This is a genomic window from Alkalicoccus urumqiensis (genome assembly GCF_002993335.1).
Lineage (GTDB): Bacteria > Bacillota > Bacilli > Bacillales > Salisediminibacteriaceae > Alkalicoccus > Alkalicoccus urumqiensis.
This window is the reverse complement of the sequence record NZ_PVNS01000012.1, coordinates 1-24,059: the sequence shown is the minus strand read 5'-3', so window position 1 is coordinate 24,059 and position 24,059 is coordinate 1. Positions and strand designations below refer to the sequence as shown.

The window sequence follows — 24,059 nt, the reverse complement described above, 5'->3', positions numbered from 1 at the left end:
GCACTACAGACGGAAGCTTGCCGCGGGCATGGCCTCAGCCTCCTCGAACATCCTTTAGATGTTCTGCGGGGTCTTCACCTCATACTTTTCCCGCAGGCGTCCCCGTCTTTCGTTTCGTCTGATTGAGCCTGGGATAAAAAGTATGAAAGTGGTCAAAAGAATTCCATGAAAAAAAGACGACCAGATCCAAAAAAATTGGAGATTGGTCGTCTTTTTTCTGTGAGTTTACTTTCGTTCAATTAAAATCATGAGGTTTCCAATGGCCCCCTGAACGGGATCTGCCAGTTACTTTTTTTCCTTATTCACCCGTCCTGGGCAAGTCGTTTCTTCCGCTTGAATCCGGTTACCAGTGATGCCGCGAGCATTCCGCTGAAAAGGATAAATAACAACAGACTGCCCTGCGCAAAGGCAATTCCCAGCCCCATCATTCCGGCTGTTCCTAAAAGAGCCAGAAGAAAAAATACAATATCAAACGAACGCATAAATATCCCCCATTCTTTTTATATTCGTGACGTATCGGTGACAACATGACGTTCTGCAGTGAAATATGCTATAGTGGAATAACACACTATATTTTTACACAGGAGTGAATAACCATTGATCCTAACGGCAGCTCCGGCATCCAGCCAGGACCTCGAATCGGTGCAGATGACACCGATTGCTGAATTTCTGGGAGCGAATGATCCGGAAAACTTTTTGATTGCTTTCTGGATATTGTATGCCATTATAAATATTTTATCCATTGTCGTTTTTAACCTGGGTTTCGCAAGGAAACTCCCGCTTTTGAAAAATGTGATTGTTTATGGAGCCATGTTTTTTGGTAACATGTTTATCACGTTTCTAGCCTACACGCTTCCAATTATTGAGTCACTTTTCATTGCAGCGGTAATTCTCGCAGTGTATAAACTGCAGCTTCGGAGGCATAAACAGCACGAACCGGAAGAATCTCCCGAAAATCAATAAACGTCACACAAATCTGCGCCTCCTTTCCAGGGGGCGCTCTTTGTTAAAAAAGGCTCTGTGCCTCAATCATCAAATGTAATCATCTTTCTCTTCCCGGCCCTGCTGATTAAATGTCATGCCGTTATCATGACGCTCTCTGGTTCGGTCGCTGATTCTTTTAGAACATTCTTCACACATATACGTATGAATCGGCCGGTTCCGGAGCTTTTTAGCAAGCGGACGGTCGGAGTCTATGGATTCAATTTTATCGCATAATACACATTTTACTCTCATAGTGGCGGCACCTGCTTTTTCCAAGTCTCGTAGTAAAGTATAACATGTAAACCGGGGGAGGGCGAAATCATTCTAATGCAGGAATGTTGACTCTCTTCGTCGAATAATTAAAGCAGTGGGGTTGATCCGCTGATTATGACTTCATACGGATCATCTCTTTTTTAAAAAGGAGGGCTGAGCATGGGAAATCGATTAGAAACTTCATTGACTGAAGATCTGCTTCATGCACTTCAGGAGGAGCACTACGTAACGATTGCCACCGTTGATGCTGAAAAAGGGGGGCCGAGTGTCAGTGCAGTATCCTGGATTTATGCTTCCGATGAAAAAACACTCCGTCTGGCAGTAGATCAGAAGTCACGCATGATCCGCAATGTCAGCGAAGAGCCCCAGGCAGCGGTAACTGTTATTGCCGAAGGGTCCACGTATACAATTTCAGGAAGAGTGAAAGTAAAAAAAGAGTCGCTGGAAAAGGTCCCCTTAAAACTTTCTCTTCTGGAAATGGGTATTCAGGAGGTAAAGGACGTCATGTTTTATGGGGCAAGACTGACAAATGAACCGAAATTCGAAAAAACATATGATGAAGAAGCAGCTGTAAAGCTTGATAATCAGGTTATGGAGGCATTGAAACGGTCGTAAATTTTGAAGTCGGAGGGCCGGGCGATGAAAAAAACATACGTTCTGGATACCAATGTTCTGCTTCACGATCCTTTATCTCTTCATTCATTTGAGGACAATCACCTTGTGATTCCGGCCGTCGTGCTGGAAGAGCTGGACACAAAGAAACGCCACACTGATGAAATCGGACGAAATGCCAGGGAAGTTGGGCGGATCCTGGATAAGTTCCGCTCTGAGGGGAAACTTCACGAAGGAGTGACACTTCCTTCCGGAGGAACGATTACCGTGGAGCTTAATCACCGGGCTCACCATGAGCTGGAAAAGCACGGATTGGAAAAAACAAATGATAACCGCATTATCGCTGTTGCGATGAATATGCATAATGAAATGAAAGATGAGCAGGTCGTCCTCGTTTCAAAAGATGTATTAATGAGGGTGAAGGCGGATGCTCTGGGGCTTCATTCTGAAGATTATTTATCCGACCGCGTGGCGCAGTTTGACCACATTTATAAAGGGTTTTCTGAAGCCTGGCTTTCTTCAGAGTTAATGGACCGGCTTTTCCGGGAAAAATCAATACCGGCTCAGGAATCCGGAATGAAAGAAATGTATCCTCACCATTTTTATATCTTTAAAGATGAAGCTGAAATGAACCGATCCGCGCTCGCGATGGCAGATGAACGGATGGAAAAGCTTGTCCTTTTCCCGGGAGATAAGGAAGGGATATGGGGAATCCGTCCGAGAAACGTACAGCAGAAAATGGCCATGGAACTGCTTACGAGAAAAGATATTCCGCTTGTAACACTTGTCGGTAAGGCCGGCACAGGAAAAACGCTTCTTTCTCTGGCATGCGGACTTCACCTGACGGAAGACCTTCACGAGTATAAAAAGCTGCTCGTTGCACGGCCGGTAGTACCGGTAGGAAATGACATCGGTTATCTGCCGGGGGAAAAAGACGAAAAGCTCCGCCCTTGGATGCAGCCGATTTATGACAACCTGGAATATCTGTTTAATACAAAAAAAGACAGTGAACTGGAAGATATCCTTGCAGGCATGTCTTCTGTACAGGTAGAAGCTTTGACGTATATCCGTGGAAGAAGTATTCCTGATCAATTTATTATTATTGATGAAGCGCAGAATTTAACGAAGCATGAAGTGAAGACAATACTAACAAGAGTCGGTGAGAACAGTAAAATCGTTCTGATGGGAGATCCTAAGCAGATTGATCACCCTTATCTGGATGAGTACACGAACGGTCTTTCTTATGTGGTGGAAAAAATGAAAGAAGTACCGATTTCCGGTCACATGAAATTGGAAAAAGGAGAGCGTTCCGGACTTGCCCAGCTGGCTGCTGACATATTGTAGTGAACCGGAGCGGAGAACTTATTTTCACTCTATATTAAAAAGGCACCGGCTGAAGCGCTTCAGCCGGTGCCTTTAAACCATTACTTGACGATTGTAAACCCATAAACGTGAGTGATTGGGTCCGCGCGGTTGGACCCGTCACCGAAATACAGGTGGAGCGGTCCATCTTCCTTAAGCGGCTCGCCTTTTTTTGAGAAAGCACAAATACTTTTTCTAACAGTGTCCAGAGGAAGGATCTGATCCTCGCCTGCATTCCTGTGCACGCGGACACGTGATGCCTCTGCTCCAGGCTCGGCGTAGCCGAAAAAAGGCTCCAGGCTCATTCCGAGTGATTTTTCCGTCAAATCTTTACGGTTTATTTTTATTTTATTCCCATTCGTTTTCGGCGGCTCCGCACCCTGGCGCTGCTCATCGAATGCGCGCCCCATCGCTTCGTATTCCCGATCGCTCTGTTCCTGTGGCGCTTCATCGAATACGGTGTCCATATCCACTCTCCGTTCATCAAAGATCCATACACCTGGATCGATCATGACTGGATAAGCCACATTGCCGGTAATCTGCACTGCATCTGTCATACCGCAGGCCCCTTTCTTATCAGCTTCTGCTGTCATCTATTTGGACTCCGAACCCAGTATAATCGTTTAGTGGAGGAATGTCACCTGTTCTGTAGTTGCATTTTCAATCAGAAACCGATAAGATAGGTTTAAAGCCTGATGGGGTGCTTTGATGTAGAGGAGGGATTCGCGTGTCTACTGAAATCCTGTCCGAACAAAGCGAAAAAGCCTACGCCCTTCTTAAGGAAGATGCTGATAAAATCGTCAAGCTGATTGAAGTGCAGATGAAAAACCTGACGATGCCACAGTGTCCTTTATATGAAGAGGTGTTAGACACGCAGATGTTCGGTTTATCGCGCGAAATTGATTTCGCGATACGCCTGCAGCTCGTTTCTGAGGAGGAAGGCCGTCGTCTCCTGACGGATCTGGAACAACAGCTTTCAGCTCTTCATGATGCAACGATGCGTGCGAGGGAGCGGAATGCATAATATGATAAAGCAGAGAGCAGTCCCCGGCGGACTGCTCTTTTCTTTTTTTGATGATAAGAAAACGTGCAGCGGGGCAGGGAAAGCAAATCTTAACCGGCTGATGGTGTTTCTCCGTTGAACGGCTGAATCACCGGAATAAAAAAGCGCATGTTTAAAATAACGGCAGGAGGGAAAATCTTTTTATGTAGTCAACAATGCAGAAATGGAGTGAAATAACGATGGCACACAAAGAAACGACACGAATTTTAAATCGTCATGTAGCGAACTGGAACGTCATGTTTGTAAAACTTCATAACTATCACTGGTATATTAAAGGACCTCATTTCTTTACGCTTCACGAAAAGTTTGAAGAACTTTACAATGAAGCGGCGGAGCACATTGACGAGCTTGCAGAGCGTCTTCTCGCGCTGAAAGGACGTCCGGTGGCTTCTATGAAAGTATACCTCGAAGAAAGTACAATTGAAGAGGCAGACGGCGAGTTAAATGAAGATGCTATGGTGGAACAGCTGGTATCTGACTTTGACAAAATTTCCAATGAATTGAAAGAAGATATTGAAACGCTGGAAGATGATGCGGATGATGAGGCAACGGCAGACATGCTGATTGCAATCCGTCAGTCTGTGGATAAACACAACTGGATGCTCCGCGCATTTCTCGGTCAGAAATAAAAGTAACAAAAAAGGTGCGTCAGCCGCTGACGCACCTTTTTACATATGCATTTTTTGTTAAGCACTGCCTGTTCCTCCACGGGAAGCCAGGACGGCCATGTAGCTGAGTGCTCCGAAAAGAAGACTGACAATAACAGCGTGGGACATAGAGGCATAGAGCGTAAAGCCGGTGAAGATAACGAAGGCACCGCTCAGCACCTGTCCGGTAATCATTATCAGAGCAATAGTGCCGCTGATACGCAGCGGAAGGTTTTTTGTATGGCGCCTCATCATCATAATAAACATAATGAGAATCGTTACAAACAGGAGACCTGCGAAAACACGGTGTCCGAATTGAAATGCGGTTCGTCCATCAAGCGGCGGGAACCACTGTCCATTACAGAGCGGCCAGCCGGAACATGCGCTCCCTGATCCCGTGTGTTTCACGAAGGCACCAGTATAAACAACTGCATACGTGTAAATAAGGTTTCCAAAAATCATCCATTTCAGCGGTCTGGATAAAGAGGGGTAAAGGATACTTCGCGACGTTCCGTCTTCAAAGGCAAATATCGTCAGAATAAGTACACTTGCAAACGAGATTAATGAGAAGCCGAAATGAAGAGCCATGACAGCATCCGACTGTCCCCAGACGACAGCGGCCGCGCCAAGAAGGCCCTGGAAAATGATAAAAAAGACGGCGAGGAGAGAAAACAGCTTCGTTTCCCGTATGTGGCCGATCCTGCGCCAGCTCCATACAGCATGACCGATAACCATTAATCCAAGAACTCCTGAAACGAGACGGTGTGTATATTCGATTAACGTTTCCGTCGCTGGATTCTCCGGTATGATCTGGCCGTAGCAGAGGGGCCATTCGGGACCGCACGCATCACCCGATCCGGTCTGTGTTACGAGTGCGCCCTGGATAAGTACGAGAAGCATCCCGAGAGTTGTAATGATTCCATAAAATTTCAGCAGCTTGTGCATCCTGTTCACTCACTTTCAATATGGTTCCCCCGGCATTCCTGTGGTATGGTTAATGAAGCTGTTACACATGGAATGTCTGTGACAGAGGCAGTATAGTTATGGTACTCCTTCTATCATAGACCAAAAAATAAAGGAAAAAATCCATTTCACATAATTGTCACATACACTGATTCTAAAGGATAAGTCTAAAAAAATGTGATGAAAAACGGTAATTGTTCCTTTATAATGTGTATGAACAGTGCAAACTGTCTTCTTTTTTGCTGTGCCTGATTGTTCTGGCAGTTTTTGAACGAATGAACTTATTTTTTAATTTATGCCGGCAGAAAAGATGACGTGTACAGGGGGTGAACGAATCGTGAGTAAACTTAATGCAGTTTCTTCAGCAGAAACAACAGTTGCCAGCGTCCGGGAAACAGCGGGCTCTGATGTGACGTGGCGGGATTATATTACCATTTCCAAAACAGGCATAGTTATGTCCAATCTGATCACGACGTTTGCGGGGCTGTTTCTCGCAGCGTACTACACAGGGACGACTTTAGCAGCCAACTTCTGGACGGCCGCAGCAGCTCTTGCAGGATCGGCACTGATTATTGCAGGCGGGTGTGCGCTGAATAATTACATTGACCGTGATATCGATCATTTGATGGAGAGGACAAAAGAACGTCCTACGGTGAGTGGCAGGCTGACAGGCAGGCAGACGCTTACATATGGTCTGGCCGTATCGATGGCCGGCACCGGGTTTTTGGCAGCTGCTTCTGTAACAGCTGCGCTTATTGGTGTGGCGGGGCTTATTATCTACGTTGTGCTGTACACGATGTGGACAAAGCGCACAACCACACTTAACACTATTGTAGGAAGCTTTGCCGGAGCTGTACCGCCGCTGATCGGATGGGCTGCTATTGACCCTGGTCTGCATCCTTACGCATGGTCGCTGTTTCTTATTATGTTTATCTGGCAGCCGCCGCACTTTCTTGCACTGGCAATGCGCCGCGTGGAAGAATATCGTGCAGCAGGCATACCAATGCTTCCAGTCGTTGCCGGTTTCAGTATTACGAAGCGGCAGATTATCTGGTATGTAGCCGCATTAATTCCGATTTCTCTTCTCATAGCTGATTTTGGTGCCGTGTACACGGCAGCAGCTGTCATTCTCGGTGGAGGGTGGCTGATTTATGGGTTGAGGGGATTCCGGACAAAGGACGATACAAAATGGGCTACAGGCATGTTTCTTTACTCCCTGAATTATCTCACTATCATGTTTGCATTGATGGTTATCGTCCACATGTTTTAAAAATTGCGTTTAAGAAAGCGGGGTTTGCGACGAAATGAAACATTTGCTGCGACTACTTCCATTTTCACTGATCGCGCTTCTGGCGGGATGTGGTGTGGAAAATTTATCCGCACTGGACCCACGAGGTCCGGTTGCAGAAATGCAGCTGAATCTGATTCAGCTGTCCCTGTATGTCATGATTTTCGTTATCGTCGTCGTTTTCTCCATCTATACGTTCGTATTAATTAAGTTCCGCGAACGTCCCGGAGATACACATATTCCAAAGCAGGTTCATGGTAACCGTGCGCTGGAATTTATCTGGACGACGATTCCAATCCTTCTTCTGCTCATCCTTGCCGTACCTAACATCATGGATACGTTTACACTGGCGGAAACGCCTTCCATGTCGGCGACAGAGGCAGACGGTGAAGAAGGAGAAGGCCAGGAAGGTATGGTTGAAGGCGAAGACTTTATTACTGTACAGGCAACAGCTCACCAATTCTGGTGGGAATTTGAATATCCGAACCTTGATATTAATGCAGGGCAGGATCTTTACATTCCGACAGACCGCCGGGTTGAAATCGTTCTGGAGGCATCGGATGTTGTTCACTCCTTCTGGGTTCCGGCCCTCGGGGGAAAAATGGATAATGTACCGGGTATTACGAATGAAATGTGGCTTGAAGCACCGGAAGAAGGCATTTACTTCGGTAAATGTACCGAACTCTGCGGAGCCTCCCACTGGCTTATGGACTTCAAAGTGGTAGCTGTTGACGGCGATACTTTTGACGTCTGGGCTGCTAACATGGCAGAGCCGGACGAAGCAGTCGTTTCCGGAGAAGCTGCCGGCGAGGCGGCTGTTGAAGGCCGCGAAGTATTTGAGTCAAACTGTATTTCGTGTCACGCCGTAGGAGATGAAGGCAGCCCGACCGGACCGAACTTCACGAACTTCGGTGAACGTCAGGTAGTAGCTGGTTTCCTTGAGCCGACAGATGAAAACCTGCACGACTGGATCCGTGATCCGCAGTCTCTGAAGCCGGATAATGAAATGCCGGCGTTTTCAGAAGATCAGATTTCTGATGACGAGATGGATGCGCTGATCGATTACATTACGGAACTGAAAGTACTTGAAGAAGACTAAGACAAAAGGGAGGTATTCACGTGTCCAACAGCTCAGCTGCACAGAAAAGTGTCGTCTGGGACTGGCTGACCACCGTCGACCATAAAAAAATCGGCATCATGTATTTTTTGGCGGGGCTTTTCTTCTTTACCATTGCCGGTATTGAAGCAATGCTTATACGGATTCAGCTTATGTTTCCGGAAATGGCTTTTCTCGGTGAACAAACATACAATGAAGTATTAACGATGCACGGAACGACCATGCTGTTTTTAGCAGCTATGCCGATGTTTTTCGGCTTTATGAACTTCGTCACGCCGCTTCAGATCGGAGCAAGGGACGTTGCATTTCCTTTTGTAAACTCTCTTGGCTTCTGGCTGTTTCTTTTCGGGGGACTGCTTCTGCACGTAAGTTACTTTACCGGCGGTGCTCCGGACGCAGGCTGGACTGCCTACGCTCCGCTTTCTACAACTTCGGAAGGTCAGGGTGTAGATTACTACATACTCGGTCTTCAGGTAAGTGGTGCCGGAACATTAATGTCGGGGATAAACTTCCTCGTTACCATTGTAAATATGCGCGCTCCCGGTATGAGTATGATGCGGATGCCGCTGTTTACATGGACAACGTTCGTTACGTCGATGCTGATTCTTTTTGCATTCCCGGCACTGACAGTAGGACTCCTTCTGCTTATGCTGGACCGGACATTCGGTGGCGCGTTCTTTGACATCGGACTCGGTGGTAATGTCGTTATTTACCAGCACTTATTCTGGATATTCGGTCACCCGGAAGTTTATATTCTAATTCTTCCGGCATTCGGAATCTTCTCAGAAGTTATTTCGACTTTTGCTAAAAAACGCCTGTTCGGTTACTCTGCTATGGTATTTGCAACGATGATCATCGGATTCCTTGGATTCATGGTCTGGGCCCACCACATGTTTACAGTGGGTATGGGACCTGTTGCGAACGCGATTTTCGCAGTTGCTACAATGGCAATTGCCGTTCCGACAGGCATCAAAATTTTCAACTGGCTCCTCACGCTCTGGGGAGGACGGATCAAATTTACTACGGCGAATCTGTTCGCTTTGGCCTTTATTCCATCATTCGTACTCGGCGGGGTAACCGGGGTGCAGCTCGCGATGAGTGCGGCGGACTATCAGTTCCATGATACGTACTTTGTCGTCGCTCACTTCCACTACGTTATTATTGGTGGATCTGTATTCGGTATCTTTGCTGCAACGTTTTACTGGTGGCCGAAAATGTTTGGTTATCGACTGGGAGAGGGACTGGGAAAGATTTTCTTCTGGCTCTTCCTAATCGGTTTCCATCTGACATTCTTCATTCAGCACTTCCTTGGTCTGGTTGGTATGCCGCGTCGTGTTGCATCCTACCTTGACGGACAGGGCTTTAATGAAATGAACCTGATCAGCTCTCTCGGTGCATTCATGATGGCTGTGGCCTTCATCTTCCTCGTCGTAAATGTTATCGTCTCCCGCAAAAACACAACGAACGTCACCGATCCTTGGGACGGACGTACGCTGGAGTGGGCAACGACGACACCTGTTCAGGAATTCAACTTTGCTCAGACACCGCTCATCCGGGATCTTGACGCACTCTGGTATGAGAAAATGAATGGTAATGGAAAGATTAAGGCCGCAGAACCATTGGATGAGATCCACATGCCAAACGGCTCCATCCTTCCGATTATCATGAGTTCCGGTCTTGTTGTAGCCAGTTTCGGTGTTATTTATGAAATGTATCTTCTTATTGCGCTCGGACTACTGATTAACTTCGGCTGCATGTTTGTCCGTTCGATTAAAGAGGATCACGGCTATCATATTCCAGTGTCTGAGATTAAGAAACAGGGAGGTGAAAGCTGATGGCACAGCCTGCTCACACACTTCCGGCTCATCCGGAAAAGGCAACGCTTGAAGGAAAGAACAAATACCTTGGTTTTTGGTTTTTCCTTGGTGGAGAGACCGTGCTGTTTGCTTCTCTCTTCGGTACGTATCTGGCACTGAGAGGAAGTACGGCAGATGCGCCGGGACCGGCAGACTTATTCCATCTGGAACTTGTATTTATTATGACAATGCTACTTCTGACAAGCAGTTTAACGAGTGTTTTTGCTGTGATCAGCATGAAAAAGGGAAGCTTTAAAGGAATGATCATGTGGATGTGGCTGACGGTAGCTCTCGGACTCGGCTTTCTCGGATTTGAGATTTACGAGTTTTACGAGTATAACCATCTCGGCTTAGGGTATACATCCAGTGCATTTGCTTCTTCTTTCTATTCACTCGTTGGAACGCACGGCGCCCACGTTACGTTTGGTATCGGTTGGATTATCACACTGCTTATCCGCTACCGTAAAGCGGGTATTACATTGACGAATGCATCCAAGTTTTATACCGCAGTACTATACTGGCACTTTATTGATGTAGTGTGGGTATTCATTTTCACAGTAGTTTATCTACTGGGAGTAGGAGCGTGATCGTATGTCGCATGTAGATCCCAGCGCAAGACTTGAAGGCAAAGCTTCCCGTGATACGGAGCGCTCGCTGAAACGGGAAACAAAAGCACAGATTGCTTCTTTCGTATTCATGATCTTTATGACGAGCACAGCTTTTCTCACAGTAGCAAGTGATGCGATTCCAACAGGGTTTGCGATTCCGTTCATCCTTCTGCTCGCATCAGTGCAGGTCATTATGCAGCTGTATTACTTTATGCATCTGAATTCGAAAGGCAATGCTTGGGCGAATGTGATGATGTGGTCCGGCCTGTTTGTAGCCGCGATGACTGTTGCATCACTGATGCTCTTGATCGGTGTAACGAAATATTAATTCATTTCAGAGACTCACGGCTGCAGCCGTGGGTCTCTGCTTTTAATTCAGCTGTCCATACCGGAAAGCAAACTTTTGTCTTCTTAATGCAAACGTGAGCAAGAGCATGGCAGAGCTGAATGATTAAATAGTTTTGCATATAATAAGGCTCCCGGTGATCTTTTAAGATCGCCGGGAGCCTTATTTAGTGGATGCATAATTTGTTAGTTCGCACTCTCTATGATGAATGAGCTCAAATTTTAAAGTTCATCCGGATCAGTCCTGCCTCTTTTGCACTGGAGAATAAGATAACGAGCAGCGGGCCGAGGATAAAGCCGACCGCACCTAGAAGCATTAAACCGATATACAGTGAGATCAGTGTAGCAAGCGGTGATAAGCCGATGTGATGGCCCATAACTTTCGGCTCGACCGTTCTTCGTATAGTCAGCAGCACCGCTGCCAGAATAAATAGCTGCACTGCAGTGGAATTGTCTCCAAGAATAAATTCGAAAATGGCCCATGGAGCCAGAACTGCAATGGAACCGATAATTGGAATGAAATCGATCGCCCATATGAGGATCGACATGATCAGCGCTGCTTCCGGTGCGATAAAGAGAAGGCCGATGAAAGTGACGGCAAATATAATCAGGCTCACGAGAAACTGAGCTTTAAAGAAACCGAAAATAACGCTCGACAAGCGGGAACTCATAAACTGTACTTTGTCTGCTGTTTCCGGCTTAAGATAGGAGAAGGCTTTCTCACGCAGCCGCGGCAGGTCCAGTAGAAATAAGTAAAGAGCAATTAGATACACAAGCAGAGAAACAATGTAGGAAGGGATGGCCAGAATAATCGCACTGACCCTGCCGATAATATCAATGTCCTGCAGTCTATTTCTGGATTCCGATAACAGCGACGTGACCTCCTGGTCGATTGTATCAACAATGTCTTCAGAAAGATGATCAAACTGGGTGCGGAGGTTTTCCAGCAGCGTCATCCATGCTACGTTCATTTCATTAATCATGCCGGGGAGATTTTCTATAAATGTATTGACCTGGATGAGTGCTCTGGTCATTAAAAAATACAGAAGTGCTGCTGCTGCAGCTGTAAACAATATAAATACGATAAATACAGCTGCACTCCGGGTAATCTTTTTAAATGAAGCCAGCTTCTTTACGACAGGAGAAAGAAACAGCGCTGTAATAAAAGCAAGCAGGAGCGGAATGGATACCGGCAGCACAAAGTAAAAGAACAACCCGGCTGCAATTAGTATAAATGCAATCGTTATGTATTTCTTCAAATAGGGCGGCAAGTTGGGAGCTCCTTTCGTCAGGCTGCTGAATAGTGAATAAGTGAGGGTGAAAAAAAGGCATTTTTAAAAAAACTTCCGATCAGCCGCTGGGATCAGGGTGACCGAAAGTCGGTTCAGCATTAAACTACAGTGATTTCTTTAATTTTATCAAAAAGAACGTCCAGTTTTTTCGAGCACTTTTCTACAATACGTTCCGGAAATACTTCGTCATATTCCACACCGTGAGGGTAGTAGTGCTTGCCGAGGTAAGGGGTGTACATTTTTACCTGAGCGCTGTCGTTTGGAATTTCTCCCGTATGTACCAGGGCAGGGATGCGGAAATAATATATCTCGTTTTTCACCTGATCAACAATTTTATAATCGTATGTGATGCGTTCGTAGTCCCACTGCGCGTCGAACCCTTCTTCTTTCATCATTTCATCGAGGTCAGCAAAATTGACAATGCTGCCTTCCAGTTTATTCTGTTCAAAATTCATAAGCTTCCTCCTCCTCAGTTAAACGGACTCTATTACTAATAATAGTATGAAATGAGACTCGTTGCAACGCACGGAGCTTTATTTTTGAAATATAGTCACAGAGCTTAATCAGCACTGGTGGAAGACACTGGTTTCTTCTTGACTGGGGATCGTGATATACTGGAAATGGAGGTGGATCCCCATGATGACAATGACGGATATCTCTCTTGCAGCAGAAGCTGAGGTACTCAGTGATTATATAGTGGAATCGGAAATATTTGCTCAATATATACGTACCAAAAAAGCAGTGCAGAAAGACCGGCACATTCAGTCAAAGCTGCAGGAGTTTCAATTGTTAAAAGAAAAGTATGAAGAAGTGCAGCGTTTTGGAAAATATCATCCCGACTTCCGGACGATTACTGCAGAAGTGAGAGAATTTAAGCGGGGTCTGGATACGGAGCCAGTAATCGCTGAATTTAAGCAGGCGGAAAAATATCTGCATGAACTGCTCAGTGAAATCAGTAAAATGATTGCAGATGAAGTATCCCCAAATATAAAAGTCCCGACAGGAAATCCATTTTTTGACGCCCAGCAGTCTTCCTGCAGCGGCGGATGCGGCTCGGGTGGAAGCTGTGGCTGCAGCTGAAGGAGGAACAGTGATGGTTCAGGATCGAGTAAGTTTATCCGTTTACCTGCAGTCGCTTAAACAGGTGAAGCAGTTAAAGCGCTATGGACATGTTCATTACGTTTCCAGGAAAATGAAGTATGTGGTTCTTTACACAGATGTAGAAAACATGGAACAGCTGGAGGATAAACTCCAAAAACTCCCATTTGTTAAGCGTGTGCGCAGGTCGATGCGTCCCTGGATAAAGACAGAATATCAAAAAGAAGTGAAAGAAAAGATACCGAAAGATGATTATAAAATGGGACTCTAGCTTCCGTGTGCCGGAGTATCCCCGCGTCAGCCAGAAGGACGATCTTCTGGCTGACTTTTATGCGGAAGGAACAGACTGCCGCCGGGATTTAGAGACAAGGATCCTGCGGCTGATTAAAAATACTGTTTTGAACAGGAGAGAGATCTGTGCGGATAATCAGTGGAAAGTGGAAAGGACGAACAGTGAAGGCCGTGCCAGGTTCAACAACAAGGCCGACAACCGATAAGGTCCGTGAAGCATTTTTTCACCAGATCGGCCCTTACTTTGAAGGCGGCAGCGTACTTGATCTTTACGGTGGCAGCGGTGTCATGGGACTGGAGGCACTGTCGAGAGGTATGGAAACGCTCGTGTATGTCGAACGTGACCGCAGCGCGTTTCTTGTTATGAAAGAAAATATAAAAAAACTCGGTGCGGAAAAAGAAAGCATTGAGATGTACAAAACGGAAGCGGTCAGAGCGCTCAAAGCAAGCGGAAAGCGGAAGCAGTCTTTTTCCTTTATTTATTTGGACCCTCCTTACGAGAAACAGAATCTGGAAAAAGATCTGCAGACAATACAGGAATACGGTCTGCTTGAAGCCGGTGGACTGGCTGCATGTGAACACGACAGCAGCTTTTTTCTCCCGGATAAAACAGGTGGTCTCGTTAAAATAGACACGATGACATATGGAACGATACGTATTGAATTGTTTACACAGGAGGACGAGTTGTAATGCACGCATTTATCCCGGGAAGCTATGATCCCGTCACGAATGGACATATGGATATCATCTCAAGAAGTGCCGGCCTATTTCAAGCTGTCACCGTTGCCGTTCTTCATAACAGCAGGAAACAGCCGCTCTTCTCCCTGGAGGAGAAAACAGCGCTCCTTGAAGAGGCATGCGCGCTCTATCCGAACGTACGTGTAGCGGCATTCGACGGCTTATTGACGAAAGCAGTGAAAGAGGCGGGTGCGGACGTCCTTGTAAAAGGAATCCGTTCAGTTACAGATATGGAATACGAAGAACCGATGGCTGTCATGAACCGGAAGCTGACTCCATCTGTGGAAACGCTGTATATGCCGGGTGCTCCAGAGTATCAGGCGCTCAGCTCAACACTCGTCAAAGAAATAGCCCGGCATGGGGCACTGACCGATGATATGGTGCCTGAAGCAGTCAAAGCAGCACTCGAGAAGAAATTCTCCTCCTGAGCAGATTAATCGCAATTCCGCGCAAGATTCAGTACCTTAATGATACGTACAGCAGAATGACAGGAGGAACGCAGCATGAATACCGGAAGAAATACCGGATGGATTAAATGGGTGCTGCTGTTAATGGTTCTTGCAGCAGTCAATTTTATTCATCTGCCTTATTACTTCTCTGTCCCTGGTGATGCCCAGACGCTGACAGATGTAATCGAAGTGGAAGATGGCTACGCATATGAAGGAAGTTTTGCTTTAACTACTATCCGCATGGGAAAAGCGAACTCGGTTAATTATATCTGGTCTTTGTTGAGCGACAGAAGGGAGCTGATGCATGAGAATGAAGTGCGTCCTCCCGGAGAGTCGGATGATATGTACAATCACCGGCAGATGATGCTTATGAGCACGTCACAGCAGCAGTCTGTGATCGCGGCTTATGAAGCTGCAGGAAGAGAAGCTTCGTTTGAAGAATACGGCGTGGTTATCACATCAATTATTCCCGGCATGGATGCAGAAGAGAAACTGGAATCGGGTGACCGGATTACCTCTGTTAATGAAACGGAAGTCCGTACAGCCGATGAACTGCTTGATTCCGTTTCAGGAGCCGAAGCGGGTGAAGTGTTTTCCATGACCATCGTCCGGAATGACGAAGAGATGGACGTGGAGGTAACTGCCGAAGAATTCCCTGAAGAATTCGGGGCGGAGGAAGGACGTGCCGGCATTGGCATATCAAACCCTGTAACCGACCGTGAACTGATAACGGATCCCGAAGTAGATATCAGTACAAGTCAGATCGGAGGCCCGTCTGCCGGGTTAATGTTTGCGCTTGAAATCTACAATCAGCTGACCGAGGAAGACATTACAAGAGGACTCTCGATAGCCGGTACCGGCTCTATCTCGGAAAATGGTACGGTCGGAAGCATCGGCGGTATCAGCCAGAAAATTTATGCAGCAGACGAGGATAACATGGATATCTTTTTCGCTCCCGATCTGGATGACACCGGTGGACTGACGAATTTTGAAGCTGCTCAGGAGACGGCGGAATCTATAGGCACAGATATGGAAATCGTTCCGGTAACGAGCCTGGAGGACGCACTCGGTTATCTCGAAAGCATTTCCGGATAAAGGCGGATTTTTTCATGATACGGGCTGTACGTTTCCGGCTGCTGAGCGGAACGGTATACCTCCTCGGCACGAATAGAATCTCTCTGCAGAGGTGTTTTCGCTTCCTTGGGCATCGTAAATACCGGAGCGGTAAATTCCGCTCTCATCGATTTTATGTAGGCTCTTCCTTTTTTTGAAAGCCCGAGTAGTTGAATGCTGTCCACCGGCGAAGAAGTAAGTGCGTTTACTGTGGAACGCTTTGAACCGAGAAGAATTCGTACTGACAGCCGCTGCAGACTGGTCTGCGTATATCGTTTTGATTTTACTGCCTGAATAAACGTTTGAAAATCCGGCTGGTTCCGATTATTGTAAATTCGGTGTTCCAGACCTTCTTTTACTTCATAAATTTCTGCCAGGCCTTCCGGGCCGAGAATCGTAATCTGATGACGGAGTATTGGATAATAATCCTCCCAGCTTCTGAGCCCCTGCGCTCCGACATAATTATGAAGGGGTCCGGGAAAGGGCATATATTCATCTGCTGCATGTGCTCCTCTGGAGTGAAGCAGCCTGCGGATCGACGTTGCGCTGGCAATTCTCGATGTTCCAGGTGTTTCATCGTGATAGTCGGCATCTATCCGCTGAATGGTACTGCAGTCGATATTAAAGCGGGATGCCTGCTTCACATATTCAAGCCCTAACACGTTATTCGGTTTCGTTAAGTCTAGTGAGGGATGGGAAAGTCCCGCGGAGCAGACTGCACGGTGGTATGCAGCAGGATAGCTCCTGCCTTCGGAGAGCTCTTTCTTTAAATGTGGTTTTATCACGGATTCGTTTTTTTCCAGGAGCCTGAAAGCTTCCAGAAAAGGTTCTGTCCGTCCGGATTCGCTGCCGAAGCAGATAGTTGAAACAGAAAGAGCTGCGAGCGTCTCTACCGCTCCTTTTGCAAAAAGAGGAGCATGCTGGACGCTGTAGGCCGGCGGAAGTTCGCATACGATATCAATTCCCGCATGCAGCGCCATTTCCGTGCGTGCCCATTTATCAATGACAGCAGGCTCTCCGCGCTGTAAAAAGGACCCGCTCATGCAGGCTGCAGTGATATCCGCTCCTGTAGCTTTTTTGGCAGCCTCCAGATGATGGAGGTGCCCGAAGTGAAATGGATTGTATTCAACGATTAAACCGGCTGCGTTCATGAAGAAACCACCTTTCCAGAAATACGGTTTGTCTCTTTTCAGAATAGGGAAAGCAGGAAAAAGAAGCAAGGAAATTTCTTTTCAGGTAAAGTATTAATATGTAAAGAGATTATCTTGACATTTAATTTTTCCGGCGATATAATTACATTTGTTGTCTTGAGGTGAATAGAATGAAATGGTCGATACAGCAGCTGCAGCGCTATCGTGGAGAAGAGCTTCAGCTGAATGATTCCGTCGACGTGGAAAAAGTGAAAGAACTGGACCGTGAAATTCGTGAGGTTACTCCGGTTCATGTTACCGGCCACGCGGAGGTTACCCGTGACAGAGCTGTATTTATACTGCATCTCGAAGGGGAAATGACTCTTCCATGTGCCAGAACACTGAATGATGTTTCATATCCTTTCTCGATTGATACAGTTGAAATATTCCAGCTGTCAGAGCGGGCCACCTTCGATGAGGATGATGACGTTCACGAATTGGAAAGCAACACGGTCGATCTGCTCCCGTGGCTCCGGGAACAGGTGCTGCTGGCTAAGCCGCTGAGAGTATTCAGCGATCTTCCGGAAGGACCGGCACCGAAGTCGGGTAACGGCTGGGAGCTGGAAACGGAAGAACCGGAAGGTGGAACACAGAAAGTGGATCCACGTCTGGCTAAGCTTGGACAGTGGCTCGACAAGAACGAATGATTTCAAGGAGGTGGGACAAATGGCAGTACCTTTTCGTAAAACGAGTAAAACTCGTAAGAATAAGCGCCGGACACACAAAAAACTGAGTGTGCCTGGAATGGTGGAATGTCCTGAGTGCGGGGAGATGAAGCTCTCTCACCGTGTGTGTAAATCATGCGGGACGTACAAAGGCCGCGAAGCAAAATAAGCAGTTGAAACAGGGGAGCCCGGCTCCCCTGTTTTTTTCATTTAGAATGTTATATCGAATTCATTAAAAAGAGCGGCTCGATCATCACACTTGCCAATTCCGTAAAAACCTGAGGTGAGAGGTTTCAGCCGGAAGGGCATATAAAACGGCCGTCCTTCTGATCGTGCGGCAGCTGCAGTCAGAGACTGGACGGCTTTTAACTAGAGGAAGTAAAATAAACCAGGCAGAAACCACCTGGTATTAAAAGAAAAGAGAGGTCTGTTGAATAGGTTCCCGCTTTCTGCCTGCACCTGCAGCCGTACAACGCTCTTATTACAAGTAGCACGGCTCCGCGCGGCCGCGCCGCATGGCAGAAGTTCGCTGCCCTGCGGCTCAAACCATAGGCCGGCTCCGCTCATGCTATACAGCCGTGCAAACAGCGCCCGGCTGGAAGACAAGCCCACGGCAAACTTCTGCCGAAAAGCGGAGAAGCTCTATCAACAGAAACAAATGGTACATGGAACAGAACACTGAAATGCTGCAGCCCTTGGCATAGCTGCTCGAAAGAGGCTTAGAATTTTATACATTCTTACCCTACTATAAAAAAGACAGACCTTGAAGATGGTCTGTCCCTCAATCGCTGTCTTATTTCTGCTCCCGGACCCCTTCAGGGAACCAGACGTATGGGTTCTCGCCCCGGTCGCGTTCGGGATCATAATGTACGGATTCGAATCCCTGCTTGGCCCAGAAATCATCGGAGCGCTGACGGGCGTTTGTTTTCACAGGAAGCCCCTGAGTCTTGGCGAAGTCAACGAGTGCATTGCCTATACCCTTTCCCTGAAAGCCCGGCAGGACCTCAAGTTTCCACAATTCGAGATAATCCTGGGGCGGATCAAAATAACGGTCAAACTGCTTATCTATCCGGTACAGAGACATTCTGGCAACGAGTTTATCACCGAAATAAACGCCGTAAAACGGAGATTCGCTGTCGTTCTCGACGATATTCTCCTCCAGATCTTCTTTCATCGAAAGCTCCTGGCTTCCATATTCGCGGAAATTTTCAAAGTGTTCCAGAGTTTTAAAATTAATTTTCAATCGTTGTACTTCGTACTGTTCCATCGTGATCCCTCCATCATCTGTATCCAGTTTTTCAATATGTAAGCGATACCTGTATTATATAGTAAAATCGGCTTTCAGGAAAGGATCTGCAATTAATTCCTGCCCGGCAGCGCACATTCCTGTTTTTTGCAGCAGTAAAAACTGATATGCTCTAAGTAAGAGCAGACGGTTAAAAAGGGGGGAGCGGGGCATCCCGCACACACATGAACATAACGATTTTAGGAGCTGGAGCCGTCGGTATATTAACCGGCGCTTACCTATCGCGGGCAGGTCATCGAATTTATATGCAGACGAGAACCGACGAACAGGCCTCAGTTATTCAACAGGATGGACTTCGTATCGGGCGGGAACGGTTTAAGGCTTCGGCAGGAAGAGATCTACCGCTGCAGGAGGATGCTGTCATCGTAACAGTAAAACAATATCACCTTGATGACATTATTAATAAACCGAGGGATGTGCCATCGCTTTTTCTGCAGAACGGAATGGGGCATGTTGAAAAAATCAGGAAGCGGTGGGATAATGCTTTGTTCGGCATCGTTTCCCACGGCGTTTACCGTACCGGGCCGAATGCGGCAGAACATTCTGGAGCCGGTAAAATAATTATCGGCGGCGGAAGAAAGCATATTCTCGCTCAGTCTCTTCTTGCAGTCGATGAACCATTCTCATCCGAGTGGACGGACGATATAGATGGTGAAATGAGAAAAAAGCTTCTCGTCAATGTAGTGGTGAATCCACTTACAGTACTTTATGAAAGAAAGAATCACATTCTGCTCTCTGATGAGCGGGCAAATAATGAGGCACAGCAGCTGTTTCGGGAAGCAGCACCGGTTCTTGGATTTAGTGTAGCGGACTGGTCATTTGTAGAGAGAATGATTGAATTGACGAGAGAAAACCGTTCCTCCATGCTGGAGGATTTTCTGGCGGGGAGAGAACTGGAACTGGAAGCGATCACTGGATATGTCATAAATCAGGCCGAAGAAAAAAAGATGGATGTCTCTTTTCTAAAAGAAATACATACACAGCTGCTCCATAAGGCAGATGAGCGCCATGAGTAACATCGCTGCTGCAGCCGCCGGCTTTTTCATTTCATTTCCGGTTGCCGGTCTACTATTTTTTTATGTATTGTTCCGGCTTTGGGACGGACGGAAGCAGGCTTCCTGGAAGCGGGCGGCGGATCTTTCTGTTCCATTGTTTGCTGTCACTATTTATTTTATGCTTCTTGAAATAACCGGTATGGCTCTTGGATGGGCGCAGCTTCTATTTTTTATCATTATGGCTGGAAGTATCCTCACTCTATTATATAGAATGGATGAGAATGTATCGCTGTTTACTTCATTAAAATGGACGTGGCGGTTTCATTTCCTATTGTACGCAGTACTGTACGGAATTCTGGGTGTCATCGGAATATGGACCGTTTGAGCGGATTCGTTTGTCCGCTGCTGCGGTTCTGCTATACTGAATGGGACTTAAGGAGAAAGGTTGACTGACAATGCAGATTTCTACGCGCACAAATTACCCGCCGACGTCTTTTGCCGGAAAATATCTACAGCAGGAAGAAACGATTCATGCGTTTTTTGATTACCGGACGACCGATGCGGCTTCCAAAGCCCAGCAGCTGGAAAATCACACGTTTCCCCGCAAAAAAATGGCGGATGCTCTGGCAGCTTATCAGAAAAAGCTGTTTCCCTGTGCGGCGGCTCTTCATCAGATCGATAGACTTTTGGATGAGACAAGCATTACGGTTGTAGCCGGTCAGCAGGCGGGACTCTGGACAGGACCGATGTATACAATACATAAAATAATTCATTTGATTGTAGAGGCGGAACGGCTGGAAGAACGTCTGGGCCGTCCGGTTATCCCCATTTTCTGGGTGGCAGGAGAAGATCACGACATTGATGAAATCAATCATGTACATCTTCATGATGGGAAGCTGCCGAAAAAATTTCAACTGCCGGAAAAAAATCAAGAAAAACTGCCGGCTTCCGAGCGGCGGCTGTATATGGAGCAGGCAGAGAAAATTATTCGGGAAGCTCTCCGCTACCTTCCGGAAAAAAAGTTCACAGAAGACGTTCTCCATCTATTAAACCGGGACCTTGAACCCGGCATGACGTACACCGACTGGTTTGTACGCGTACTTTATCAGTTCTTTAAAGGTACAGGACTTGTTGTAATGGATGCACATGACCCTCTCGTCAGGGAACTGGAGCGCCCGTATTTTGCAGAGCTTGTTGAACGGAACGAAGAACTGCAGCGTGCATTTCTTTCGCAGGGGGAAGCTTACAGAGATGCCGGATTTGGAGAACCGGTGGCGCTGGAATCCACTTCTGCCCATCTGTTTATTCATGATGATAAAGGCCGGGAGCTTCTTGAGAAGGTAAACGGACATTTCCGTCATCCTGCTACCGGACAAACCTGGACTCCTGCAGAACTGAAGCAGCAAGTGTTGGAAGGATCGGTACAGTTAAGCAATAACGTAGTTACCAGACCGTTGATGCAGGACTTTATCCTGCCGGTGCATACATTTGTCGCCGGAGCTGGAGAGCTCGCGTACTGGGGACTGTTAAAGCAGGTGTTCCATCTGTTTGAGAGAAACATGCCTGTTCTGCTTCCGCGTCATTCCATAACAATAATCAGCCGAAAATCGGAAAAATCCATGAAGCTGTATAAGATGACGCCGGAGCAGGTGCAGTCCGGGAAAGTACCTGAAACGGCGGCTGTAAAAGTAAACGAGCAGCGGAACCGTTATGAGGACCGCATTTTTGCGATGACTAAGGAAAAATTGAATCAAGTATTCCGCGTAGAAACAGCTCCTCTCCGTGACAGCCGGGAAGCTCAGGTGCTTGTAGAAGCGACGCAGGAAAAACTTACCCGGCTCATGACGGAATTTGAAGAGAAACGGGGAAGGCTGACTGAGCGGAGAGCCTGGGCGCATAATACCCGCCTGGCAGCTCTGGAGACCGAGTTATTTCCTTCTGAAGGGCTGCAGGAAAGGAAATTAAATATCGTCACATTTCTGAATGAATATGGTCTGACGCTGCCCCGGGAACTGCTTGAGGCTGTAAGGCAGCACACAGAAGACCTGCCACTGCATTTGGAAGTATACATCTAACAGAAAAAACTTTGTGAAAACCGGCAAAGGAAGGTATACTGTTTTCCGGTATAATTATAAATTCACAGAGGGGGAAGTATATGTCCTCGGAAACATATGAAGTAGTAATTAACGATCTGGACCGGAAAGGTTCCGGAAGAGGCGCCGTATGGAGGGACCCGGGCACAGGTAACAAAAAAAAGCTTAAGCTCACAGTCCCGCTGACACTGCCGGGTGAAACCGTTCAGGTCACAGTCGATCACCCGTGGAAAAAACGGTGGTGGACGAGACCGGATCAGATTTTGACAAAAAACAAGGAGCGTACGGAGGCGCCCTGCCCTCATTTTACACGCTGCGGGGGATGTGCCTGGCAGCACTGGACATATGAGGGGCAGCTTTCCTACAAAACAGAAGAAGTAAAGCGGATGCTTGCGGAGCAGGGGTTTTCCGCAGACCTTGTTCATGATGCAAAAGGAATGAGTGATCCCTGGCATTACCGCAATAAAATGGAATTCACCTTCTCGAAAGAAGGAGAGATGGGGCTTCATGAGCAGGGGAATTTCCGGAAGATTGTAGCTCTGGATACCTGCCTGATTGCCGGCGGGGAAATGGTTAATGCTGCCCTGACAGTCGCTTCGTGGGCGGCAGAGTATGGTATCAGCGGGTATAACAAAGAAACCCATGAAGGCCTGCTCAGACACGTAATGGTCCGCCAGTCATTTGCTGCAGGCGAAGTAATGCTCGGCATAGGCTGTGCGGCAGATTGGGACGGAGAGCTGGAAGAGCCTGTCCGCGATCTTATAAGCCGGATTGAATCCCGGCACCCGGAAGTAAAAAGTTTATTATGGATGAAAAATACGGACTGGGCGGACAAAGTGCAGGCGGAAGAGCTGACGGTACTTTCAGGACGGTCGTTTATTTATGAAAAACTTTCGGGTTTCCGCTTCCGTCTCTGGCATGATACGTTTTTCCAGACGAACCCCTATCAGGCGGAAGTCCTTGTGGATACGGCTCTCAAGATGGCGGAACCGGGGAAAGGTGACCGCATGATCGACCTTTTCTGCGGGGTTGGCACATTTTCTCTGCCATTTGCCCGGAAAGTGGATCAGCTTGCAGGTATTGAAATCGTTCCTGCCTCGATTGAATCAGCAGAACGGAATGCAGAGGAAAATGGCATCACCAATACGCGTTTTCTGGCTAAGGATGCGCGTAAAGGCATGGATGAAATGCTTGAAGTATTCGGTGCACCGGATCTATTAATGCTCGATCCTCCCCGCTCCGGGGCAGGCGGCAAAGTGATGCGCCGGATCGGCCGTGCAGGACCGGAGAAAATTGTTTACGTTTCCTGCAACCCGGAAACGTTCGCGGATGATATTACACAGCTTGTCCCGTTTGGATATGAATTAAAGGAAGTACAGCCGGTCGATATGTTTCCCCACACGGTCCATATAGAGCTGGTTGCTGTTCTCACGAAAACAGCAGAAACGAATTCAATGTAAGCAGCGTATTAATCTGAGGCCGGTAGATCGTTTTGATTGAACCACTCCTTTCATAAAAGAGGCCACTGAAAAAGTCTCTATTAAGAGGCTGGGACAAAACCCTAGCTAATAGCCCCTCACCGGTAAGTTGGTGAGGGGCTTCATTTATGCATCATTTTACTACACAAAAAGAACACCCTTTGATATTGTTAAGTTACCACACAAAACAAAAAGGGGTGTTCTTTATGTATACTCATTATAACATGGATCAA

At 47.1% G+C, this 24,059-nt stretch carries 29 protein-coding genes; 21 read left to right on the top strand and 8 right to left on the bottom strand.

What is annotated here, in order from left to right; translation table 11 throughout:
* Positions 1 to 302: 302 nt before the first annotated feature.
* A complete protein-coding gene (locus C6I21_RS12660; protein ID WP_105959857.1) occupies positions 303 to 482 on the bottom strand; it encodes a DUF5325 family protein in 180 nt (59 codons plus the stop codon).
* Between the two features lie 115 nt (positions 483 to 597).
* Here C6I21_RS12660 and C6I21_RS12655 point away from each other — a divergent pair, with 115 nt between their 5' ends.
* Positions 598 to 963, top strand: coding sequence for a YlaH-like family protein (locus C6I21_RS12655; RefSeq protein WP_245411637.1), 366 nt, complete (start codon positions 598 to 600; stop codon positions 961 to 963).
* Positions 964 to 1,032: 69 nt separating this feature from the next.
* On the opposite strand, the gene C6I21_RS12650 is transcribed toward C6I21_RS12655, so the two are convergent.
* A complete protein-coding gene (locus C6I21_RS12650; protein ID WP_105959856.1) occupies positions 1,033 to 1,236 on the bottom strand; it encodes a YlaI family protein in 204 nt (67 codons plus the stop codon).
* A gap of 180 nt (positions 1,237 to 1,416) precedes the next feature.
* Here C6I21_RS12650 and C6I21_RS12645 point away from each other — a divergent pair, with 180 nt between their 5' ends.
* Both C6I21_RS12645 and C6I21_RS12640 read left to right on the top strand, forming a co-directional pair.
* Entirely contained in the window at positions 1,417 to 1,872 is a 456-nt protein-coding gene (locus tag C6I21_RS12645) for a pyridoxamine 5'-phosphate oxidase family protein (protein WP_105959855.1), read from the top strand.
* 24 nt (positions 1,873 to 1,896) lie between these two features.
* Positions 1,897 to 3,213, top strand: a complete 1,317-nt coding sequence (locus tag C6I21_RS12640; RefSeq protein WP_105959854.1) for a PhoH family protein — start codon at positions 1,897 to 1,899, stop codon at positions 3,211 to 3,213.
* An 80-nt stretch (positions 3,214 to 3,293) separates the two neighbouring features.
* Here C6I21_RS12640 and C6I21_RS12635 read toward each other — a convergent pair whose 3' ends face one another.
* Complete coding sequence (locus tag C6I21_RS12635) at positions 3,294 to 3,824, bottom strand: hypothetical protein (protein ID WP_105959853.1); 531 nt, start codon at positions 3,822 to 3,824, stop codon at positions 3,294 to 3,296.
* A 134-nt stretch (positions 3,825 to 3,958) separates the two neighbouring features.
* Between C6I21_RS12635 and C6I21_RS12630 the strand changes: the two genes are divergently transcribed.
* Entirely contained in the window at positions 3,959 to 4,255 is a 297-nt protein-coding gene (locus tag C6I21_RS12630) for an Fpa/YlaN family protein (RefSeq protein ID WP_105959852.1), read from the top strand.
* A 218-nt stretch (positions 4,256 to 4,473) separates the two neighbouring features.
* Positions 4,474 to 4,923: a Dps family protein gene (locus C6I21_RS12625; RefSeq protein ID WP_105959947.1), complete on the top strand. Its 450-nt coding sequence runs from the start codon at positions 4,474 to 4,476 to the stop codon at positions 4,921 to 4,923.
* A 57-nt stretch (positions 4,924 to 4,980) separates the two neighbouring features.
* On the opposite strand, the gene C6I21_RS12620 is transcribed toward C6I21_RS12625, so the two are convergent.
* The gene (locus tag C6I21_RS12620; protein WP_181186254.1) at positions 4,981 to 5,886 is read right to left on the bottom strand and encodes a COX15/CtaA family protein; all 906 of its coding nucleotides are present in this window, start codon (positions 5,884 to 5,886) and stop codon (positions 4,981 to 4,983) included.
* Positions 5,887 to 6,241: 355 nt separating this feature from the next.
* Here C6I21_RS12620 and cyoE point away from each other — a divergent pair, with 355 nt between their 5' ends.
* From cyoE to C6I21_RS12595, 5 genes are read left to right on the top strand one after another with little or no spacing between them, the layout of a single operon-like run.
* Positions 6,242 to 7,174: a heme o synthase gene (gene cyoE / locus C6I21_RS12615; protein WP_105959850.1), complete on the top strand. Its 933-nt coding sequence runs from the start codon at positions 6,242 to 6,244 to the stop codon at positions 7,172 to 7,174.
* A 34-nt stretch (positions 7,175 to 7,208) separates the two neighbouring features.
* Entirely contained in the window at positions 7,209 to 8,291 is a 1,083-nt protein-coding gene (gene coxB, locus C6I21_RS12610; protein ID WP_105959849.1) for a cytochrome c oxidase subunit II, read from the top strand.
* Positions 8,292 to 8,311: 20 nt separating this feature from the next.
* Positions 8,312 to 10,144 carry a cytochrome c oxidase subunit I gene (ctaD, locus tag C6I21_RS12605; protein ID WP_105959848.1) on the top strand — a complete coding sequence of 611 codons (1,833 nt, stop codon included), beginning with the start codon at positions 8,312 to 8,314 and terminating at the stop codon, positions 10,142 to 10,144.
* Positions 10,144 to 10,752, top strand: a complete 609-nt coding sequence (locus tag C6I21_RS12600) for a cytochrome c oxidase subunit 3 (protein WP_105959847.1) — start codon at positions 10,144 to 10,146, stop codon at positions 10,750 to 10,752. The genes ctaD and C6I21_RS12600 overlap by 1 nt, the downstream gene beginning before the upstream one ends.
* 4 nt (positions 10,753 to 10,756) lie before the next feature.
* Positions 10,757 to 11,101 (top strand): cytochrome C oxidase subunit IV family protein, encoded by a 345-nt coding sequence (locus tag C6I21_RS12595; protein ID WP_105959846.1) that lies wholly within the window; start codon positions 10,757 to 10,759, stop codon positions 11,099 to 11,101.
* A 232-nt stretch (positions 11,102 to 11,333) separates the two neighbouring features.
* Here C6I21_RS12595 and ytvI read toward each other — a convergent pair whose 3' ends face one another.
* Complete coding sequence (gene ytvI / locus C6I21_RS12590; RefSeq protein WP_105959845.1) at positions 11,334 to 12,389, bottom strand: sporulation integral membrane protein YtvI; 1,056 nt, start codon at positions 12,387 to 12,389, stop codon at positions 11,334 to 11,336.
* A 119-nt stretch (positions 12,390 to 12,508) separates the two neighbouring features.
* A complete protein-coding gene (locus C6I21_RS12585) occupies positions 12,509 to 12,865 on the bottom strand; it encodes a YugN family protein (protein WP_105959844.1) in 357 nt (118 codons plus the stop codon).
* Positions 12,866 to 13,046: 181 nt separating this feature from the next.
* Here C6I21_RS12585 and C6I21_RS12580 point away from each other — a divergent pair, with 181 nt between their 5' ends.
* From C6I21_RS12580 to C6I21_RS12560, 5 genes are all read left to right on the top strand, one after another.
* Positions 13,047 to 13,490 carry a YlbF/YmcA family competence regulator gene (locus C6I21_RS12580; RefSeq protein WP_105959843.1) on the top strand — a complete coding sequence of 148 codons (444 nt, stop codon included), beginning with the start codon at positions 13,047 to 13,049 and terminating at the stop codon, positions 13,488 to 13,490.
* Between the two features lie 13 nt (positions 13,491 to 13,503).
* Entirely contained in the window at positions 13,504 to 13,779 is a 276-nt protein-coding gene (locus C6I21_RS12575) for a YlbG family protein (protein WP_105959842.1), read from the top strand.
* A 146-nt stretch (positions 13,780 to 13,925) separates the two neighbouring features.
* Positions 13,926 to 14,489: a 16S rRNA (guanine(966)-N(2))-methyltransferase RsmD gene (rsmD, locus tag C6I21_RS12570; protein WP_105959841.1), complete on the top strand. Its 564-nt coding sequence runs from the start codon at positions 13,926 to 13,928 to the stop codon at positions 14,487 to 14,489.
* On the top strand, positions 14,489 to 14,965 hold the full coding sequence (coaD, locus tag C6I21_RS12565; RefSeq protein ID WP_105959840.1) for a pantetheine-phosphate adenylyltransferase: 477 nt from the start codon (positions 14,489 to 14,491) through the stop codon (positions 14,963 to 14,965). The genes rsmD and coaD overlap by 1 nt, the downstream gene beginning before the upstream one ends.
* 75 nt (positions 14,966 to 15,040) lie before the next feature.
* The gene (locus tag C6I21_RS12560; protein ID WP_105959839.1) at positions 15,041 to 16,081 is read left to right on the top strand and encodes a SepM family pheromone-processing serine protease; all 1,041 of its coding nucleotides are present in this window, start codon (positions 15,041 to 15,043) and stop codon (positions 16,079 to 16,081) included.
* On the opposite strand, the gene C6I21_RS12555 is transcribed toward C6I21_RS12560, so the two are convergent.
* Positions 16,057 to 17,250 carry a nucleotidyltransferase gene (locus C6I21_RS12555; protein WP_105959838.1) on the bottom strand — a complete coding sequence of 398 codons (1,194 nt, stop codon included), beginning with the start codon at positions 17,248 to 17,250 and terminating at the stop codon, positions 16,057 to 16,059. The two genes, C6I21_RS12560 and C6I21_RS12555, sit on opposite strands and share 25 nt — an antisense overlap.
* A gap of 170 nt (positions 17,251 to 17,420) precedes the next feature.
* Between C6I21_RS12555 and C6I21_RS12550 the strand changes: the two genes are divergently transcribed.
* Positions 17,421 to 17,936 (top strand): YceD family protein, encoded by a 516-nt coding sequence (locus C6I21_RS12550; RefSeq protein WP_105959837.1) that lies wholly within the window; start codon positions 17,421 to 17,423, stop codon positions 17,934 to 17,936.
* Positions 17,937 to 17,955: 19 nt separating this feature from the next.
* Positions 17,956 to 18,123, top strand: coding sequence for a 50S ribosomal protein L32 (rpmF, locus tag C6I21_RS12545; protein ID WP_105959836.1), 168 nt, complete (start codon positions 17,956 to 17,958; stop codon positions 18,121 to 18,123).
* Between the two features lie 624 nt (positions 18,124 to 18,747).
* Here the strand turns inward: rpmF and C6I21_RS12540 are convergent.
* Positions 18,748 to 19,221, bottom strand: coding sequence for an N-acetyltransferase (locus C6I21_RS12540; RefSeq protein WP_105959835.1), 474 nt, complete (start codon positions 19,219 to 19,221; stop codon positions 18,748 to 18,750).
* A 203-nt stretch (positions 19,222 to 19,424) separates the two neighbouring features.
* Between C6I21_RS12540 and C6I21_RS12535 the strand changes: the two genes are divergently transcribed.
* The 4 genes from C6I21_RS12535 to rlmD all read left to right on the top strand — a co-directional run bounded on the left by C6I21_RS12535 (position 19,425) and on the right by rlmD (position 23,808).
* Positions 19,425 to 20,276 (top strand): ketopantoate reductase family protein, encoded by an 852-nt coding sequence (locus C6I21_RS12535; protein ID WP_105959834.1) that lies wholly within the window; start codon positions 19,425 to 19,427, stop codon positions 20,274 to 20,276.
* A complete protein-coding gene (locus C6I21_RS12530) occupies positions 20,269 to 20,640 on the top strand; it encodes a DUF3397 domain-containing protein (protein ID WP_181186239.1) in 372 nt (123 codons plus the stop codon). Before C6I21_RS12535 ends, C6I21_RS12530 begins: the two co-directional genes overlap by 8 nt.
* Before the next feature lie 70 nt (positions 20,641 to 20,710).
* Entirely contained in the window at positions 20,711 to 22,330 is a 1,620-nt protein-coding gene (bshC, locus tag C6I21_RS12525) for a bacillithiol biosynthesis cysteine-adding enzyme BshC (protein ID WP_105959832.1), read from the top strand.
* An 80-nt stretch (positions 22,331 to 22,410) separates the two neighbouring features.
* Positions 22,411 to 23,808: a 23S rRNA (uracil(1939)-C(5))-methyltransferase RlmD gene (rlmD, locus tag C6I21_RS12520; protein WP_105959831.1), complete on the top strand. Its 1,398-nt coding sequence runs from the start codon at positions 22,411 to 22,413 to the stop codon at positions 23,806 to 23,808.
* Positions 23,809 to 24,059 lie beyond the last annotated feature (251 nt).